The 15,743-nt window shown below is 41.8% G+C and carries 11 protein-coding genes; 6 read left to right on the top strand and 5 right to left on the bottom strand.

Annotated features, from left to right (window positions below; genetic code table 11):
• Positions 1–27: 27 nt before the first annotated feature.
• The gene (locus P8O16_RS05000) at positions 28–1,326 is read right to left on the bottom strand and encodes an APC family permease (RefSeq protein ID WP_300311504.1); all 1,299 of its coding nucleotides are present in this window, start codon (positions 1,324–1,326) and stop codon (positions 28–30) included.
• A gap of 619 nt (positions 1,327–1,945) precedes the next feature.
• Between P8O16_RS05000 and P8O16_RS04995 the strand changes: the two genes are divergently transcribed.
• Positions 1,946–3,043, top strand: coding sequence for a bile acid:sodium symporter family protein (locus P8O16_RS04995; RefSeq protein WP_300311502.1), 1,098 nt, complete (start codon positions 1,946–1,948; stop codon positions 3,041–3,043).
• A 248-nt stretch (positions 3,044–3,291) separates the two neighbouring features.
• Here the strand turns inward: P8O16_RS04995 and P8O16_RS04990 are convergent, their stop codons facing one another.
• Positions 3,292–4,131 (bottom strand): metallophosphoesterase, encoded by an 840-nt coding sequence (locus tag P8O16_RS04990; RefSeq protein ID WP_300311500.1) that lies wholly within the window; start codon positions 4,129–4,131, stop codon positions 3,292–3,294.
• A 99-nt stretch (positions 4,132–4,230) separates the two neighbouring features.
• Positions 4,231–5,364 (bottom strand): DEAD/DEAH box helicase, encoded by a 1,134-nt coding sequence (locus P8O16_RS04985; protein WP_300311498.1) that lies wholly within the window; start codon positions 5,362–5,364, stop codon positions 4,231–4,233.
• 271 nt (positions 5,365–5,635) lie between these two features.
• Here P8O16_RS04985 and P8O16_RS04980 point away from each other — a divergent pair, with 271 nt between their 5' ends.
• The 3 genes from P8O16_RS04980 to P8O16_RS04970 all read left to right on the top strand — a co-directional run bounded on the left by P8O16_RS04980 (position 5,636) and on the right by P8O16_RS04970 (position 10,326).
• The gene (locus tag P8O16_RS04980; protein ID WP_300311496.1) at positions 5,636–8,218 is read left to right on the top strand and encodes a c-type cytochrome; all 2,583 of its coding nucleotides are present in this window, start codon (positions 5,636–5,638) and stop codon (positions 8,216–8,218) included.
• A 32-nt stretch (positions 8,219–8,250) separates the two neighbouring features.
• On the top strand, positions 8,251–9,327 hold the full coding sequence (locus tag P8O16_RS04975) for a TIM barrel protein (RefSeq protein ID WP_300311494.1): 1,077 nt from the start codon (positions 8,251–8,253) through the stop codon (positions 9,325–9,327).
• 201 nt (positions 9,328–9,528) lie between these two features.
• Positions 9,529–10,326 (top strand): SDR family NAD(P)-dependent oxidoreductase, encoded by a 798-nt coding sequence (locus P8O16_RS04970; protein ID WP_300311492.1) that lies wholly within the window; start codon positions 9,529–9,531, stop codon positions 10,324–10,326.
• Between the two features lie 161 nt (positions 10,327–10,487).
• On the opposite strand, the gene P8O16_RS04965 is transcribed toward P8O16_RS04970, so the two are convergent.
• Positions 10,488–11,819 (bottom strand): GntP family permease, encoded by a 1,332-nt coding sequence (locus tag P8O16_RS04965; RefSeq protein WP_300311490.1) that lies wholly within the window; start codon positions 11,817–11,819, stop codon positions 10,488–10,490.
• A 269-nt stretch (positions 11,820–12,088) separates the two neighbouring features.
• Here P8O16_RS04965 and P8O16_RS04960 point away from each other — a divergent pair, with 269 nt between their 5' ends.
• Together P8O16_RS04960 and P8O16_RS04955 are read left to right on the top strand one after the other, a co-directional pair.
• On the top strand, positions 12,089–14,125 hold the full coding sequence (locus P8O16_RS04960; protein ID WP_300311488.1) for a family 20 glycosylhydrolase: 2,037 nt from the start codon (positions 12,089–12,091) through the stop codon (positions 14,123–14,125).
• Positions 14,126–14,377: 252 nt separating this feature from the next.
• Positions 14,378–15,253 (top strand): DUF808 domain-containing protein, encoded by an 876-nt coding sequence (locus P8O16_RS04955; RefSeq protein ID WP_300311486.1) that lies wholly within the window; start codon positions 14,378–14,380, stop codon positions 15,251–15,253.
• 7 nt (positions 15,254–15,260) lie between these two features.
• On the opposite strand, the gene P8O16_RS04950 is transcribed toward P8O16_RS04955, so the two are convergent.
• On the bottom strand, positions 15,261–15,737 hold the full coding sequence (locus P8O16_RS04950) for an acyl-CoA thioesterase (RefSeq protein WP_300311484.1): 477 nt from the start codon (positions 15,735–15,737) through the stop codon (positions 15,261–15,263).
• Positions 15,738–15,743: the final 6 nt, after the last annotated feature.

The raw sequence follows: 15,743 nt of genomic DNA, 5'->3' as shown, positions 1-15,743 counted from the left end.
GTAGGGAAAAATGGGAGAGGGTTGAGCTTACTTTTGAGATTTACCCAACCAATACAAGCCAGTACCAATTCCAATCAAAACTCCTGTGAGCCAAATTGAAGTCCAACTTACCTGAAGCATCAGCCAGAGACAAGCTAATATTCCTAAAATCGGAATCAAGTATCCACCTTTCAAAATGAAGTAACCTTGATCTCGAAATCTTGGTCTCAAAACAGGAATTGCAGCACAAGTCATGATAAATAAAAATAATCTGGAAAGTACCGTCATGGCCGCCAAGAAGGTGAAAGAGCCCATTGCTGCCAAAGCAAATGCTGCGATGCCAAAGAATAAAACCGAATTAGCTGGCGTGAGAAATTTTGGATTTACCTCGCCAAACCAAGCTGGGAGTGAATTCTCCAAAGCCAAAGCGTATGTGATTCTGGAGGCAGAAAACATGGAGCTGATCAGGTTTGCTAAAACTGAAGTGGCTACTCCTATCATCAAGATTACCGCTCCGGTATTTCCAAATAGGGCAGATGAGGCATCCAAAAGCGGGCTTGTACTTTCCGCCAAATTCGGAACTGCTGCCTGAGACACCAATTGGATCAACATATAAATAATGGCCACGATAGCTAAGCCAAGTAATAATCCCAAAGGCATATCCCGCTCAGGCCGCTTTGCCTCGCCTGCGGGTACAATTGCACCCTCGAAACCCACAAATGCATAGATTAATAATAAAGCCGCAGCTCCTAAATCTGATCCGGCTGGTATAGGACTATCAAAACTTGGAATTACATCTGGGCCGATAAGAAGAAAACCTCCAAAAATCAACCCGATCAACACTGAGAATTTGATAATAGTAAAAAGAGTCATCGATTTGATGGACTCTGAAGAACCAAGAATATTAATTAGGCTCAATAAGCCACAAGTCAGTCCCAATGAAATCAGACGACCAAAACCTTCTCCCATGATTGGAAAAAAATAAGCGATGCTGTCAGTAAGCAATACCGTGTTTGCTGCAAAAGAAATCAAACGAGCCAAGTAATAAAGCCAACCTCCCTGAAAACCAACAAATGACCCAAATGCTAACTTTCCATATCGAATTGGGCCACCTGTTCCACGGAAATAGCTTCCGATCTCTGCAAAACTAAGAATCACTGGTAAGATCAAAAGCGCACAAAACAGGTAAACTAATACGCTATATTCTCCGGCTAACTTGGCTGCGCCTGATGGCAGTCCAAATATCCCGGCCCCAATCAAACCATTTACTACAAGCATCCATACGCCCCAAAGGCCAAGGTTACGGGGTAATTTTTCTTGAATTTCTCCAGTGGGATTTTTTTGCACGAGAACTGGGATTGGTAAAAAGATTTTTGGGAAGATAATTCAAAAAAAGAATTTGGGGAACTTCATTTTGATTTACCGGCGATGAATGGTATGAAATGAAACACCTCAAATGAATTCCCGATCAATACTCCTATATGATTATCCGCAATGATGTCAGTACATAGCTGAAAGCAGAATAAGATTTGTGAAGTAGATAGTTCTACAAAATTTCAAATCGACTTCTTAGCTAGCTCTGAAGGAGCTCAACCATTTATGACCCTGTACGAAGTGCAGGGTAGCAATTGATTTCCATTCCTTTAAGCCCTTAAAGGGTGAAACTTCAAAGTATCGACCCTTCAGAGCTCCCTTTTATTGTTTTGACTTCACCCCCGGCTATTCCGTCCGGGGTTACGAATTGTTTTGATCCTTTGGAAAGATCTTTACTGGCAGAAAAGCGGATATACATATACTCCCAAATCAAAATCTGAAGTTTTGACTTCAGCAGTAGACTATTTTACCGTGAAATCATAGTCAAGTTTAAATCATGGATTTTCAGAAAGATTTTAATAGAGCTTAAACTTATACTGATAAATCGATATTTTGACCTTTAAATATTCACCCTTTTTAATTTTTCCCAGATTTGAAAAATCAAGGCTATAAAATTGCTTTAGGTGCAAGCTTCGTGTTTTTAGCTTTAGCCTTGATCATGTATTTCACAAAAGGCATAGCTACTTCCGGCCAATTTCTGGTTGCTTTTTTTCTAGGTCTGGCGATCTCATTTAGGGGATTTGAAAAGCTCAAAGGATTTGCTTTTTCCTTGATCATTTTTGCTTCAGTCACTATGGCAATGTTTTATCCGGCTTATTTTGTAGAGGTTGGAGATTATAAACTTTCCAATCTGATTACTCCTTTGATCCAGCTTATCATGTTCGGTATGGGAACTTCAATGAGTTTACAGGATTTTTATGGGGTAGTAAAAACGCCCAAAGGAGTCTTCATAGGATTGTCTGCTCAGTTGATGATTATGCCTATGATTGGATTTGTTTTGGCTAGTCTGAGTGGTTTTTCTGCAGAAATAGCTGCTGGGATCATCTTAGTTGGCTGTTCTCCAAGTGGCTTGGCTTCCAATGTGATGAGCTATCTGGCAAAAGCGAATTTGGCCCTTTCCATCACAATCACGGCTATTTCTACGCTTTTGGCACCGTTATTTACGCCTCTTCTGATGAAACTTCTGGCGGGGGAATTTATCGAAATTGATGTGTTGAAAATGATGTGGGATATTATCAAGATGGTGATTATACCTATCGGAGCAGGATTAATTTTCAACAAATTCCTAAAAGGAAAAGCAAAATGGCTGGATGTGGTAATGCCTCTTGTTTCTATGTTTGGTATAGCGATGATCATTGTGATCATCACCGCTGCGGGTCGGGATAGCTTGCTGGATATCGGAGGATTGTTAATCCTGATTGTCTTGATTCATAATATTTCTGGCTATTCAATTGGCTATGGATATGCACGCTTGTTTAAAATGAGTGAAAAAGATTGCCGAACAATAGCGCTTGAGGTAGGAATGCAAAATTCCGGACTCGCAGCTGGCATCGCAAAGGAGATGGGAAAGATAGCTACTCTGGGTTTGGCTTCTGCGGTTTTTGGTCCGCTGATGAATATCTCAGGTTCTATTTTGGCTTCCTTCTGGCAGAAAAAGGGTTTAAATGAAGAGGAAAGCCGCAAAAGATAGTCTGATGAATTTGAATATTTCACCGTTTGAACTCTTTTCTTACTAATAGCCTCCGACCTAAACTCTTCCATAGTCTTTTCCTGGTCTTTTTGATTTTGAGAAAAGGCAGTAAATTAAATCAGAAAGAAAAAGAGGGTAGCTAAATTTTTCAGATGTAGAAGAAGTCGGTTTTAGAAATTCCCAATCAATCTAAAAATTATATTGAAAACAGCTTCTGCTTCTTTCTGATAGTGCTAGTTACTTATTCCTTAAGCTTGCTTGAGTTCGAAAACCGTGATCTCCGGCCTTACATTAAAGCGAATCGGATACATATGACCAAGAGCGCGATTGATGTACAAAGTTCGACCATCTTTGAGATCAATTTCTCCGGCAGAGTAAGCCCGGTTTTTAACAGGCAAAATTGGGGGAGGAAGAAAAGGAGCTTTGACTTGTCCTCCATGGGTATGTCCTGCTAGAATCCAGCCTTGATAATTATTCCAAACATTCAAGTCACATACATCCGGATTATGGCAAAGGACAATGTTAGCAGCATTTGAATCATGCATTGCCATCATTTTCTCAGGCCCAAAATTTAAGCCCCAGTAATCATCCATACCCAAAAAATTGATACCATCTGACTTTCCAATTTCATTTCGTAAAGGGTTGATCCTAGCCTTTTCAAGAATTTCACAGGTGGTGGAGGCTACTGTTTCATTGGACCAACTGTGACCGTAATCGTGATTTCCAAGAACAGCAAAAGTACCAATAGTTCCCAAGACGGCTGATTTAAGCACCTTTTGCAATTGGCTGTATTGCTCCTCATTTTCAAATGAGGTGAAATCACCGGTGTAAACAACAAAATCAGGCTTGAATGATTTTGCAAGTTCCAGTGATTCAATAAGGTAATTCCAGTCAAACCGATTGCCGACATGCAAGTCGGAAACCTGAATCAGTGATTTCCCAATAAGTTCTGAAGGAAGATTCTCGACCGGCATACTCAACTTCACAAACTCAAGGTTGTAAGGGGCAATCTGCCAAGAATAAATCCCGGTAAGTGCAGCAGTCGCTCCTAATCCTATTCCTGATTTGATAAAGTTTCTACGATTCATTTAGGTTATAATAATTAGTAAACCTAACTCTCACTTTTAGAAATTCTTCCAATTTCATTGTTTCAGTCAGTTTCAGATTTCAGAATTAAGATTTCTCACTTAAAATTCTATCTCATCGGTGCTCCTAAGCTGCACATGCTTCCCCATTTTTTTCTGAATGATCTTGAAGTGGTGAAGATCCTCTTCAGTAATTAGTGAAATCGCTTCCCCAGTTGCTCCGGCTCGACCTGTTCGGCCAATGCGGTGCACATAATCTTTTGGAGATCGAGGCAATTCGTAATTGATGACCAAGGGTAAAAATTTGATATCGATTCCACGACCGGCAAGATCAGTAGCTACCAAGATTCGGGTCTTACCTGATTTGAATTTCGCCAAAGCTTCGGTTCGTGCTCCTTGGCTTTTATCCCCATGAAAAGCAATCGCATCAATGCCATTCTTATTCAATTTGGTCACAACATTATCAGCTGTCCGGATTGAGGACACGAATATTAGAATCTGTGACCAATCTCCCGAATTCACCAAATATCTAAGAAAAGGACCTTTTTTCTCAGCAGCTATCCGATAAGCATATTGCTCGATCAGGTCTGCGTCGACAGTCTCTGCTTCTACGGAGACTTTTACTGGATCGGTTAGAAGAGAGGCGATCATTTCTTCCAAAGTTTCCTCCATGGTAGCGGAGAAAAGGATGTTTTGCCGCTTTTTTGGAAGTTCTGCCAAAATCTGATCGATTTCCTCGCGGAAACCCATATTCAAGACCTTATCCATTTCATCCAAAACCAGGATTTCTACTTGGTTAAGTTGCAGCGCATTTTGCGACAGTAAGTCCAATAATCTTCCTGGGGTGGCGATCAGAATATCTGTTCCCATGAGCTTTTGCATTTGGGGATTGATCGAAACACCTCCATAGACGGCAAGGGTTTTTACTTTTCTGCTCAAGAATCTTGAAAAATTATCCGACACTTCCGCCACTTGAGCAGCCAACTCTCGGGTAGGGACCAATACCAAGACCGGAACAGCACGATGTTTTGTACCTGGGTTTTTTTGCAAAAACTGGAGAATGGGTAGGATGTATGCTGCCGTTTTTCCAGAACCTGTTGGTGCAATTCCGAGGAGATCTTTCCCTTTGATCAATGCAGGAATCGCCTGTACTTGAATGGGGTAAGGACTAGAATAATTAGCTCGCTCAGTCGCTGTGAGTAACTCTTTGGAAAGGCCTAGTTCGGAAAATTTCATAAATCAAAGGTACTTCAATTGTGAAATACTATGGAAATAAAGTTGAAATACGGTAGAAATACATCTCGCTTTGCTCGATGAAATAGTGGATTTTAGTCCTGTTTCGCGGAGCATATTTCGCCGAAGGCGTATTTCAGCGAAGCTGTTTTTCGCGAAGCTTTTTCTTCCATTCATCCAAAATCAGGGTTTAAAACTCCTGCTTTTTTGTCAATCAACAGAATAAAAGCCAAATTAGAAGTTGCTGAATGGTTTTTTGAATTGAAGAAAAACTTTGAATCAGCAATCAAACCCAAAATATTCTATTGCAATGCAATTCAGAAGCATTCTTCTCTTGCTATTCCTAATCTTAGCTTTTTCCTGTGGTAAAAAAGGACCGATCCCTGAAACTGCCGATTCTCCAGCGCGCACTGCTGCAGAGGAAATGGAGACTTTTCAAATTGAACCGGGGTTTAAAGTTCAATTGGTTGCTTCCGAACCTCTTATCGAAGACCCTGTTTTGATTCAGTTTGATGAAAACGGGAGACTTTGGGTGGTAGAAATGCGAGGCTATATGACCGATATTGAGGGAAGTGAGGAAGATCTGCCTATTGGTCGAATTTCCATTTTGGAAGATGAAAATGGCGATGGGGAAATGGATAAAAGCACCATTTACCTCGATAATCTGATTATGCCAAGAGCTCTTGGATTTATAAAAGGCGGAGCTTTGGTGGCTGAGAATAATTCGCTTTGGGTAACGTATGACATTGATGGTGACCTGAAAGCTGATACAAAAACCTTGTTAGATTCAACCTATGCCTCCAATGGTGTTCCCGAGCATTCGGATAATGGTTTTGTGCGAAATGTGGATAATTGGTATTACAGTGCTAAGTCTAGGCTTCGATATAAATTTGATCAAGGTGAATGGATTCGTGACAGTACGGAGTTTCGTGGACAGTGGGGAATCTCCCAAGATGATCAAGGACGACTGATTTATAATTACAATTGGTCGCAATTGCATGGCGATTTGGTGCCGGCAAATTACCTTTCACGAAATCCCAATCATGAGCCTTCGACAGGGATTGATCATGGCTTGACTATCGATCGGAAGATTTTTCCAATTCGCACTAACCCAGCTATCAACCGTGGATATATTCCTGGGACCTTGACGGAAGATGGGAAATTATTAGAGTTTACCTCTGCGTGCTCGCCGACTGTCAATCGGAGTCATCTTTTTCCTTCGGAATACTTCGGGAATATTTTCGTCATGGAAAATGCGGGAAATATCATCAAGCGAAACGTAGTTAAGCAAAATGGGATTCTTTTGGAAGCTTTTGATCCTAATTCTGGTCGGGAATTTATGGCTTCTACCGATGAGCGATTTCGGCCAGTTCATGGAGCAATGGGCCCCGATGGAGCGCTTTACATTGCAGATATGTATAGAGGAGTCGTGCAACACGGTTCGTATATGACGCCTTATTTAAAAGAACAAACTCTGGAACGAGGATTGGAATTACCAGTTCATTTGGGGAGAATCTGGCGGATTGTACCCGAAGATTGGGAACCAGAACCTTTTCCGAAGCTTGGGAATGAAAGTAATTCAGAACTCATTTCTCGTCTTTCGAATCCAGACGGTTGGCATCGTGATATGGCGCAACGACTATTAGTGGAGCGAAATGATCCTACTAGTATTCCGGAATTAATGAATCTAGCAAAGTCCGGAGAGGATGAGCTGGGAAGGTTTCATGCCCTCTGGACATTGGAGGGAATGAATTCCTTGAATGCAGATTTGCTTTTTGAAACTCTGGAAGACCAAAATTCTTTGGTGAAAAATACCTCGATTCGGTTGCTGGAGACTTTCGCCAAGAGCGATCCAGAGACTAAATTAAAGCTGGAAACCAAAATGAGTGAACTGGCTAAAACCAAGGATGTGACAACAGCTTTGCAATTAGCCTTGAGCAGTGCGGTACTCGGAGAAGAAACTTCCTGGCAAATTTTAGAGGAGATTTTAAATACTTTCGGAGACCAAGCTTTGATCCAAGATGCAGTGATGAGTAGTTTGGCTGATCGGGAATATGGTTTCTTAACTCGGCTTTGGGCTGCTCCAAATTGGGAAAATTCAGATCAAACCAAGGAGATTTTTCTAGAGACTTTGACTTCTTCGATCATGAAAGGAGGAGATTCTCAAGAAATTAAATCGCTCTTGGCCATGGTCGAAGGAAAGGATTCAGAAATGAATTGGATGCAAGAAACGGTTTTAATAGGGATGGCCATTCAAGCAGGAAATGCTCAAAACCAAAAAGCGGTGATGTTAGCTGGCGAACCGGATATTTTCAAGCGGGATGATCTTCCTATCGATCAAAATAAACTCGAAACGCTGAAAAGAAGATTTAGCTGGCCGGGTTATGTGCCAAGCGAAATAATCATTACCGCAAGCTCTTTGGATGAAAAGGCACAGATTCAATTTGCAGAAGGCCGTAAGAAATACCTCGTAAGTTGTGCAGGTTGCCATGGATCCAATGGAAAAGGCGTCCCTCGAATGGCACCTCCTTTGGTAGCTTCGGATTGGGTCTTAGGTGATGAGAAGAGGCTTGCCTTGATTATCCTCCATGGTATTGAGGGACCGATTGAAGTAGCTGGTAAGAAGTATGATGCGCCGGAGATTTTACCTGTGATGCCCTCACATTCCACGATGGATGATGAAAGTATCGCAGCGATCTTGACCTACATTAGAAATGAATGGGGAAATCAAGCCCCTGCGATAACGCGTGGCTTGGTTGGTGGAACTCGACATACTTCTCAGGGTCGGGTATATCCGTGGAGTCCAGCCGAATTAAATAAACATATTGAGTCGCTTCCTCCCCCAAAAACTGAGTAAGCCTTTTCACCCAAAATCCAGCCCCATTTACTATGAAGACAAATATAAGACAGGAAGATCGACGGAGTTTTTTAAAAACTTCAGGACTTGGAATAGCCGCTTTGGCATTCCCGTTTCAACTAGTACCAGACTATTTGAAAGATGTGCCAATGGGTGTAGTAGTTCATTCCTATGGGGCGAGGTGGCATTCGAAAGTAGAAAGTTCAAGCTATCGGGGATTTCAGGATGCGCTGGATTTAATGGCACATTGCCATCAAATCGGAGCAGGGGGAATTCAGGTCGGCGTGAATGGTTGGCAGAGTGACTTCGCAAAAAAGGTGAGGGATCAGCGGGAGCAAATGGGTATGTATCTGGAAGGTAGCATTGGACTTCCCAAGTCATCATCAGAAGTTGCTGCTTTTGAAATGGAAGTCAAAGCAGCCAAAGAAGCGGGTGCCACAATCCTTCGAACGGTCTGTTTGTCTGGTCGTCGTTATGAGAATTTCCACTCCGCTGAGGAGTTTCAGGCCTTCAAAACTCAAGCCTTACAATCCATTCATTTAGCAATTCCAATTGTAGAAAAGCATAAAATCAAACTTGCGGTAGAAAACCATAAGGACTGGAAAGCCGCTGAACTAGCTGCAATCATTCGGGATATTGACAGTGAATGGCTGGGTGTCACCTTGGATTTTGGAAATAATGTTTCCTTGCTTGAAGACCCGATGGAAGTGATCCGGACTTTGGCTCCTTTGGCTTTTTCTACGCACATAAAAGATATGGGAGTGAAAAAATATTCTGATGGCTTTTTGCTTTCCGAGGTTCCGCTGGGACAAGGAATCGTGGATGTAAAAGAAGGGGTGAAGCTCTGCAGAAAATACAATCCTGCCATCACTTTTAGCTTGGAAATGATCACACGAGACCCTTTGAAAATCCCATGCATGACTGAGGGGTATTGGGCTACTTTTGAAGAAATGAAAGGTGAGGATTTTGAAAAAACCATGGCTATGGTTGAGAAGAACGAATTCAAAACAGATCTTCCAAGTACAAGCAATCTTGATTCGGAAGGAAAATTAGCCTTCGAAGAAGCTAATGTGTTGGAATGCTTGAAGGTCTCGCGAAAAATAATTTAGTTTTTTACAAGGTATCAATTACAAAGTACCATGTTTTAGAGATAAGAGATTGAGAGAATAAGAGATTTAAAAATCAAATCGAGAATAGAAAGACGAACAGATTGCTTCGGATTAGGGAAAAATTTTAAAAATTAAAACAGATTCTTAATCCTTCCTCCCTAAACTATACGAGAGACGACAACCGAAAACCAAAAATAAACCATGAACCAAGCAACAGATTTCACCCAATTACCAGGAGTTAAACTTTTCGATTTAACTGGGCAAGCAGCAATCATCACCGGAGGCTCCAAAGGATTAGGCCAAGCAATGGCAGCAGGATTAGCTTCGGCAGGAAGCAATGTGATGCTGGTGAGCAGAACGCTGGAAGAAGGGAAAGCCGCAGCTGCAGAAATAGAGAAAGAATATGGCGTGAAAGCGATAGCTTTTGCCGGTGATGTGAGTAATGAGGCCCAAATGGAGGCGATGGCGAAATTGGCTTTTGATACTTTTGGTCGGATCGATACACTGATCAATTCTGCAGGAATCAATATCCGGGGAGCAATTGATGAATTGACGTATGAAGACTTCGATAAAGTCATGAAGATTAACGTCAATGGAACTTGGCTTGCGTGCAAAGCAGTAACTCCCTATATGAAAAAAGCTAACAAAGGCGCCATTATCAATTTGGCAAGCACACTTGGTCTGGTTGGATTGGCTAATCGAACCCCCTACACTTCCAGTAAAGGAGCTGTGGTACAAATGACCCGAGGTTTGGCTTTGGAGTTGGCGCCTTTTGGGATTACAGTGAATGCAATTTGCCCCGGACCATTTTTGACAGAGATGAATCTCCCAATAGCAGATACAGAGGAAGGTAAAAAGTTTGTGGTTGGGGCCACTGCACTAGGGCGCTGGGGCAAACTTGCGGAAATTCAAGGAGCTGCGATTTTCTTAGCCTCACCAGCAGGTACCTATATGGTTGGCTCTATGCTGACTGTGGATGGGGGTTGGACCGCGAGGTAAAAATTCTTGCAGATTAGAAGTTCAACTTTTAATCTGCAAGAATGGATTTCAAACTTTGCTAAAAAAGAGGGGTTCCTAAGGAAGTAGAAATCATTTTTTAATCTTTGTACCGTCCTTATTTCGGCAATAACATCGGTCATCTGACACCCGTCAATCTTACCTCAACCCACCACCAAACTCAATATATACACCAAGGTAATCGCAGTAACTCCGGCGATCATGGTGCCAAGACTATGCGATAGGTTTCCCTGTTTGGTACTCATCCCTGAGAGCTGGGTTACTACCCAGAATCCGCTATCGTTGGCATGGGAAATCCCCAAAGCACCTGCTCCAATTGCAACGGTGGTAAAGACTTTCATCGTCTCAGAGTCTAATCCCAGCGGTCCAAGAATCGGAGCGATGATCGAGGCAGTTGTGATCATTGCTACTGTCGTCGATCCTTGCGCGGTCTTTAGTCCAAAGGCAATCAGGAACGGTAGAAAAATCCCCCAGTTGGCATCACTCATCTTGGAGGTAACCAAATCTCCCACACCGGAATTTTGGAGCATCTTCCCAAAAACTGCACCTGCACCGGTAATCAATATAACCGGTGCTGCCAATAAAATCGCTTCACCAACCCAACCGGATGATGAAAGTAATTTGCGATCAAACTTCTTCGGAAGAGTAAAAGACAAAACCGCTCCGATCAAAAGCGCAATGACCGGGGTGCCTAGAAATTGTATAGCCTTGATTAAGCTTCCTTCGCCTAATGGTTTGGAAGGATAGTTGGCTATTGAAGCAATAATAATCAAAGTCAAGGGCACCAGAATAGGAATCAACGAACTGATAAACTTCGGGCGATCTTCTTTCTTTAATTCATTTTCATTTGCTACCAGAACAGGCTTCAAAGGAATTTTGGTCACCCATTTTTGAATAAAAATGTAAAGCGGGATCAGGGTTAATAAGGAAACTAAACCCCCATAGAAAATAACTTGTCCCAAGTCTGCCCCTAGAATTCCGGCCGTCGCGATAGGCCCGGGAGTAGGAGGGACCAAGGAGTGACTTGCCATTGCTCCTAGGGAAACTGCCACAATGGTGGCTGCATAGGAGATTCCGCTTTTAGAAGAAAGGGATTTGGCAATTGGGTTGAGCATGATAATCGTGCTGTCCCCAAAGACCGGAATAGAAAGAATCCAACCACTCAGCATAAGGGATAAATTCACGGATTTCTCACCAACCCATTTAAGTATTTTTTCAGCGATCACCATGGCGCCGCCTGTTTTTTCTAGGAATGTACCCAAAATCACGCCCAGTAAAATCAATAATCCGACACTTCCAAGCACTCCTCCAAAACCATCCGAAATTGATTTGACAATGAGGTCTGGCGACATTCCCATAAGTAGGCCATAGATAATTGCCCCAACAAAAAGGGCTAAAAAAGGATGGATATCAAATTTGATTATGGCGATTAAAATTAGCGCTAAGGCAAAAAGGATAATTAAAAGAGTTAGCATTCAAATCGGTTTTTTGGGTGGGTGAAGCGCAAGCTGAGATCAACATTTGCCTCTGTATCAATTCAAAATCTAAGTAAAAATGCTGGGAATTAGTATCCGCTGATCAAGTATTTGAAATAACGGTTTGAAAAATTATTTTAATAAAAGAGCCAGATAAGCTTTAAATGGGTACTGAACTGTCTTGGATTGAAAAATTATTTCGGCAAATTGTAAGAGGGAATTTTTTATGTCTGAGTAAATTCCTTTCGCCTAATACTAATCTTGATTCAATGAAGAAGCTATCTCTTTTAGTTCTCGCTATTCTTTTTCTAGTAAATTTTTCCTGTCAGAAAAAAGAAAAAATTACCGCTGTTTTTGATCTTTTGCCATCGCCAAAAGTAATGAGCTTGAGTCGCTCCACCGAGCTAAGCCCTCGCTTGATTCAATCGGAGTTTGAGTTGGCGAAGGCGAGTTTTATAGACGGAAAGGGACTGGAGTCTTTCGAAGGCGAATTAATTCAATTCGAACTTGACCCCAATTTGATTGGGAATACCGAGGCATATCAATTAGACCTTTTTGATGATGAAGTCAAAATTAAAGCCCAAACTGAAGTTGGACTTTGGAATGCGCTGATGACTTTGGGACAAGTTATCCAAGATGCGCTCGATCAAGATGTAAACCTTCCAGGCGGTCAAATTTTTGATGAACCCGCTTTGGCTTATCGGGCTGTACACCTTGATGTGAAACATCATCTTGAAAAAAAGGAATATTATTTCGAGCTAATGGATCGATTAGCCTCATTAAAAATCAATGCAATTATAATCGAAATTGAAGATAAACTGACTTATGAACTTCAGCCAAAAGTGGGTTCCTCTGATGCTTTCTCCATAGCTGAATGGAAGGAAATTGCCGATTATGCCATGGCTCGGAATATCCGAATGAGTCCGCTTGTACAAGGGCTTGGTCATGCGTCCTTTATCCTAAAGCATCCTGAATATTTAGATCTTCGAGATGATCCGGAGAGCGACTGGGCATTCAACCCTTTGAATGAAAAGACCTATCAAGTTCAGTTTGATTTGTATACTGATGCTTTAAAGGCTTTTCCACATGCAAACTATCTCCATGTAGGAGGAGATGAGGTGAATACTACTGGGCGAAATAGCGGGAAATCTGCTTTAGAACTCCAATTACTTTGGCTCAACAGAGTGAGTGAGTATGCTGCGACTAAAGGCCTGAAGCCAATCTTTTGGGATGACATGCCTTTGAAAAACGCTGAGCTCTATGGCACGATCTATAACCGGGAGCTTACATCAAGCCAGGTGGATAGCATCTGGGCGGCAAAAGAAGAAAACCTGAATAAATACATAGACCTTTTCCCAAAAAACTGTGTCTATATGCGTTGGAATTATGATATGCCTGAGTCTCCAGGAAATGCCAAAGCCATGAACTGGTTTACTTCCAATGGCTTTGAAGTCATGGGCGCGACTGCAGGACAGACTCGCTGGAATCTCATGCCGCAGGAGCAAAGCAACGCTCAAAATATTCGTGACTTTGCTTTAAGTTCTATTGAAAATAAAACTTCTGGTCTGCTGCTCACCCTTTGGGACGATGATTCTCCACATTTTGAGTTATATCAGCGTGGCATTGCCACCTTTGCAGAATATACCTGGTCTGGAGGAACCCGGAGTATAGCTGAAGTTCATCAGTCATTTATCCAACGTCAATTCGGGGCGGACTTAGCTTCAGTTGACTTGGCTTTTATTGATGACTTGGAGGCGCCTGTTGACTTTTGGAAAAATGCCTTACTGGATGGGAAAGACCGGAATCGGCTTAGGAAGTTGACTGATCCTGTAAATCAAGCGCTGATTAAACTCCCGAACCCGGATTCAGCGGGAGTTTGGACTTCTAAATACAAAGAAAAACTAACCAAAGCGGAATTGAGTCTTTCTCAAGTCGATCTCGTATTGGAGCGAATAGCTGAATCTAAGAAGCTGGCAAATCGAAATATTTATACCTTGGAAGTCTATGAGCAGGTCGCTCAGGCGGTTCAGTTTTCCAATCGGGCGCTGATTACTTTAGCTGAGTTGGATGATCCATCGGGAGAAAAGCGTGCTATGGCGGAGCAAAAGCTTGCTGGAATGGCGGAAGAATGGAATGCAATTCAAAGCAATTTGGAAGCGGTTTATGGGAAGACGAGAAGTTTGAATAAACCGGCTGATTATATTTTGGATCAAGACCATCATGTCCATTTAGCCAATCAGGCCAAGGGTTTTTCTGATTGGCAGTTTTATGTAGAAAAGCTGTTTTTGGAGAAGATTGCGAAATAACTTTAATCTGATTATCCGCAACGATGCCAGTTTCCACTTTTTCTTGGCGTATCAGGCTGGAAGACCGATGACGGAAGTACCAGCTATGCTAGTGTTTACAATACATTAAGTCGCTTTTACCTTTTACTGGTGTAATCGGGGATATGCATAAACTTTAATAATGAAGAGATTCATTTCAAGATCAAATCGCTTTTGGTACGCTCCAAGTTCTCGATTATCTTCACGTTCGATTTTCAAATTTCAAAATTACTTATGGCTTCAGGATTCTTTGCCCTTTTGGATGATATCGCTACTGTCATGGATGACGTGGCCGTGATGAGTAAAGTAGCAGCCAAAAAAACTGCCGGAATTCTAGGGGATGACTTGGCTGTAAATGCAGAGAAAGCATCGGGTTTTGTGACCGATCGTGAGCTTCCGGTTTTGTGGGCTATTACGAAAGGCTCCTTTTTGAATAAGCTGATAATTCTCCCTTTTGCCTTTTTGTTAAGTGCTTTTTTGCCAACCGCAGTAACCGTTATTCTAGTTTTGGGTGGACTTTATTTGGCATTTGAAGGTGCAGAAAAGATCTATGAATACTTCTTTCCTCATGAACACTTTACGAAAGTAACTGCTGTGGAGGATTTGACTACTGAAGAAGTTATGGCTGCTGAAAAGGTAAAGGTAAAGTCAGCAATTTTGACTGATTTTATTCTTTCGGTCGAGATTGTAATAATAGCGCTAGGCACTGTGGTTGAAAAACCGATCTCTACACAGATTGCAGTAGTTTCAATTATTGCAATTTTGGCGACTGTTGGCGTGTATGGCTTAGTGGCGTTGATTGTCCGGATGGATGAATTTGGAGTAAGGTTGATCAATTTAAATGAACAAGAAAATAGCTTTTCAGACAAAGTTGGAAGGGTATTAGTAAGTGCTTTGCCTAAGATTATCAAGAGCATGACAGTGATTGGGACGATTGCTTTGCTGCTTGTATCAGGAGGGATTTTTGCTCATAATATTGAATTTTTCCATCATTTGCTGGAAAGTTGGCCATCGATTATCAAGGAGTTTTTGATTGGATTGGCGGTTGGTTTTGTGGTGTTGGTTTTGATCAATCTTGTAAAAAAGATTTTCTCAAAAAAGGAACATTAAGTAGCCATCACTCATTAAAAAACGGCTTCATCTCATTGTGAATATTTTCTCTCAAATCTTTTAGGCGAATTGCGTATTCTTCCAAATGCTTTTCTTGATCCGTCTGAGGGACCCAAGGTTTAACTTTCTTTGGCTCACCTTTTTCATCCACAGCCACAAAGATGATAATGCAATGCGTCTTTTTTTCGAAGACATGCTCTGAGAAATCCCGGGAATACACTTCCACCATAATATGAATACTGGAAGAACCGGTGTAAATCACCGCACATTCGATCTTGATTACTTCACCAATGCTGATCGGCTTATAAAACCGGATACCACCCACATAGACGGTGACACAGTAGCTTTCTGCCCAAGTTCGAGCACAAGTGTAAGCGGCTTGATCTATCCATTTCATCACAGAACCTCCATGAACTTTTCCTCCAAAATTGATATCTGAAGGTTCGCTGATAAACTGGAAGGTGGTTTTGTGAGGATAGTCCATGAGATG

This window comes from Algoriphagus sp., from assembly GCF_029254265.1.
In the GTDB taxonomy this organism is placed as follows: Bacteria; Bacteroidota; Bacteroidia; order Cytophagales; family Cyclobacteriaceae; genus Algoriphagus.
Note: the sequence above shows the minus strand (reverse complement) of the source record. Positions and strands in the feature narration are given on the sequence as shown.

Bases quoted from the DNA above. Each gene is read 5' to 3' on its own strand.
- P8O16_RS04990 (WP_300311500.1), bottom strand. From the start codon at position 4,131: ATGAATCGTAGAAACTTTATCAAATCAGGAATAGGATTAGGAGCGACT.
- P8O16_RS04985 (WP_300311498.1), bottom strand. From the start codon at position 5,364: ATGAAATTTTCCGAACTAGGCCTTTCCAAAGAGTTACTCACAGCGACT.
- P8O16_RS04975 (WP_300311494.1), top strand. From the start codon at position 8,251: ATGAAGACAAATATAAGACAGGAAGATCGACGGAGTTTTTTAAAAACT.
- P8O16_RS04970 (WP_300311492.1), top strand. From the start codon at position 9,529: ATGAACCAAGCAACAGATTTCACCCAATTACCAGGAGTTAAACTTTTC.
- P8O16_RS04965 (WP_300311490.1), bottom strand. From the start codon at position 11,819: ATGCTAACTCTTTTAATTATCCTTTTTGCCTTAGCGCTAATTTTAATC.
- P8O16_RS04960 (WP_300311488.1), top strand. From the start codon at position 12,089: ATGAAGAAGCTATCTCTTTTAGTTCTCGCTATTCTTTTTCTAGTAAAT.
- P8O16_RS04955 (WP_300311486.1), top strand. From the start codon at position 14,378: ATGGCTTCAGGATTCTTTGCCCTTTTGGATGATATCGCTACTGTCATG.
- P8O16_RS04950 (WP_300311484.1), bottom strand. From the start codon at position 15,737: ATGGACTATCCTCACAAAACCACCTTCCAGTTTATCAGCGAACCTTCA.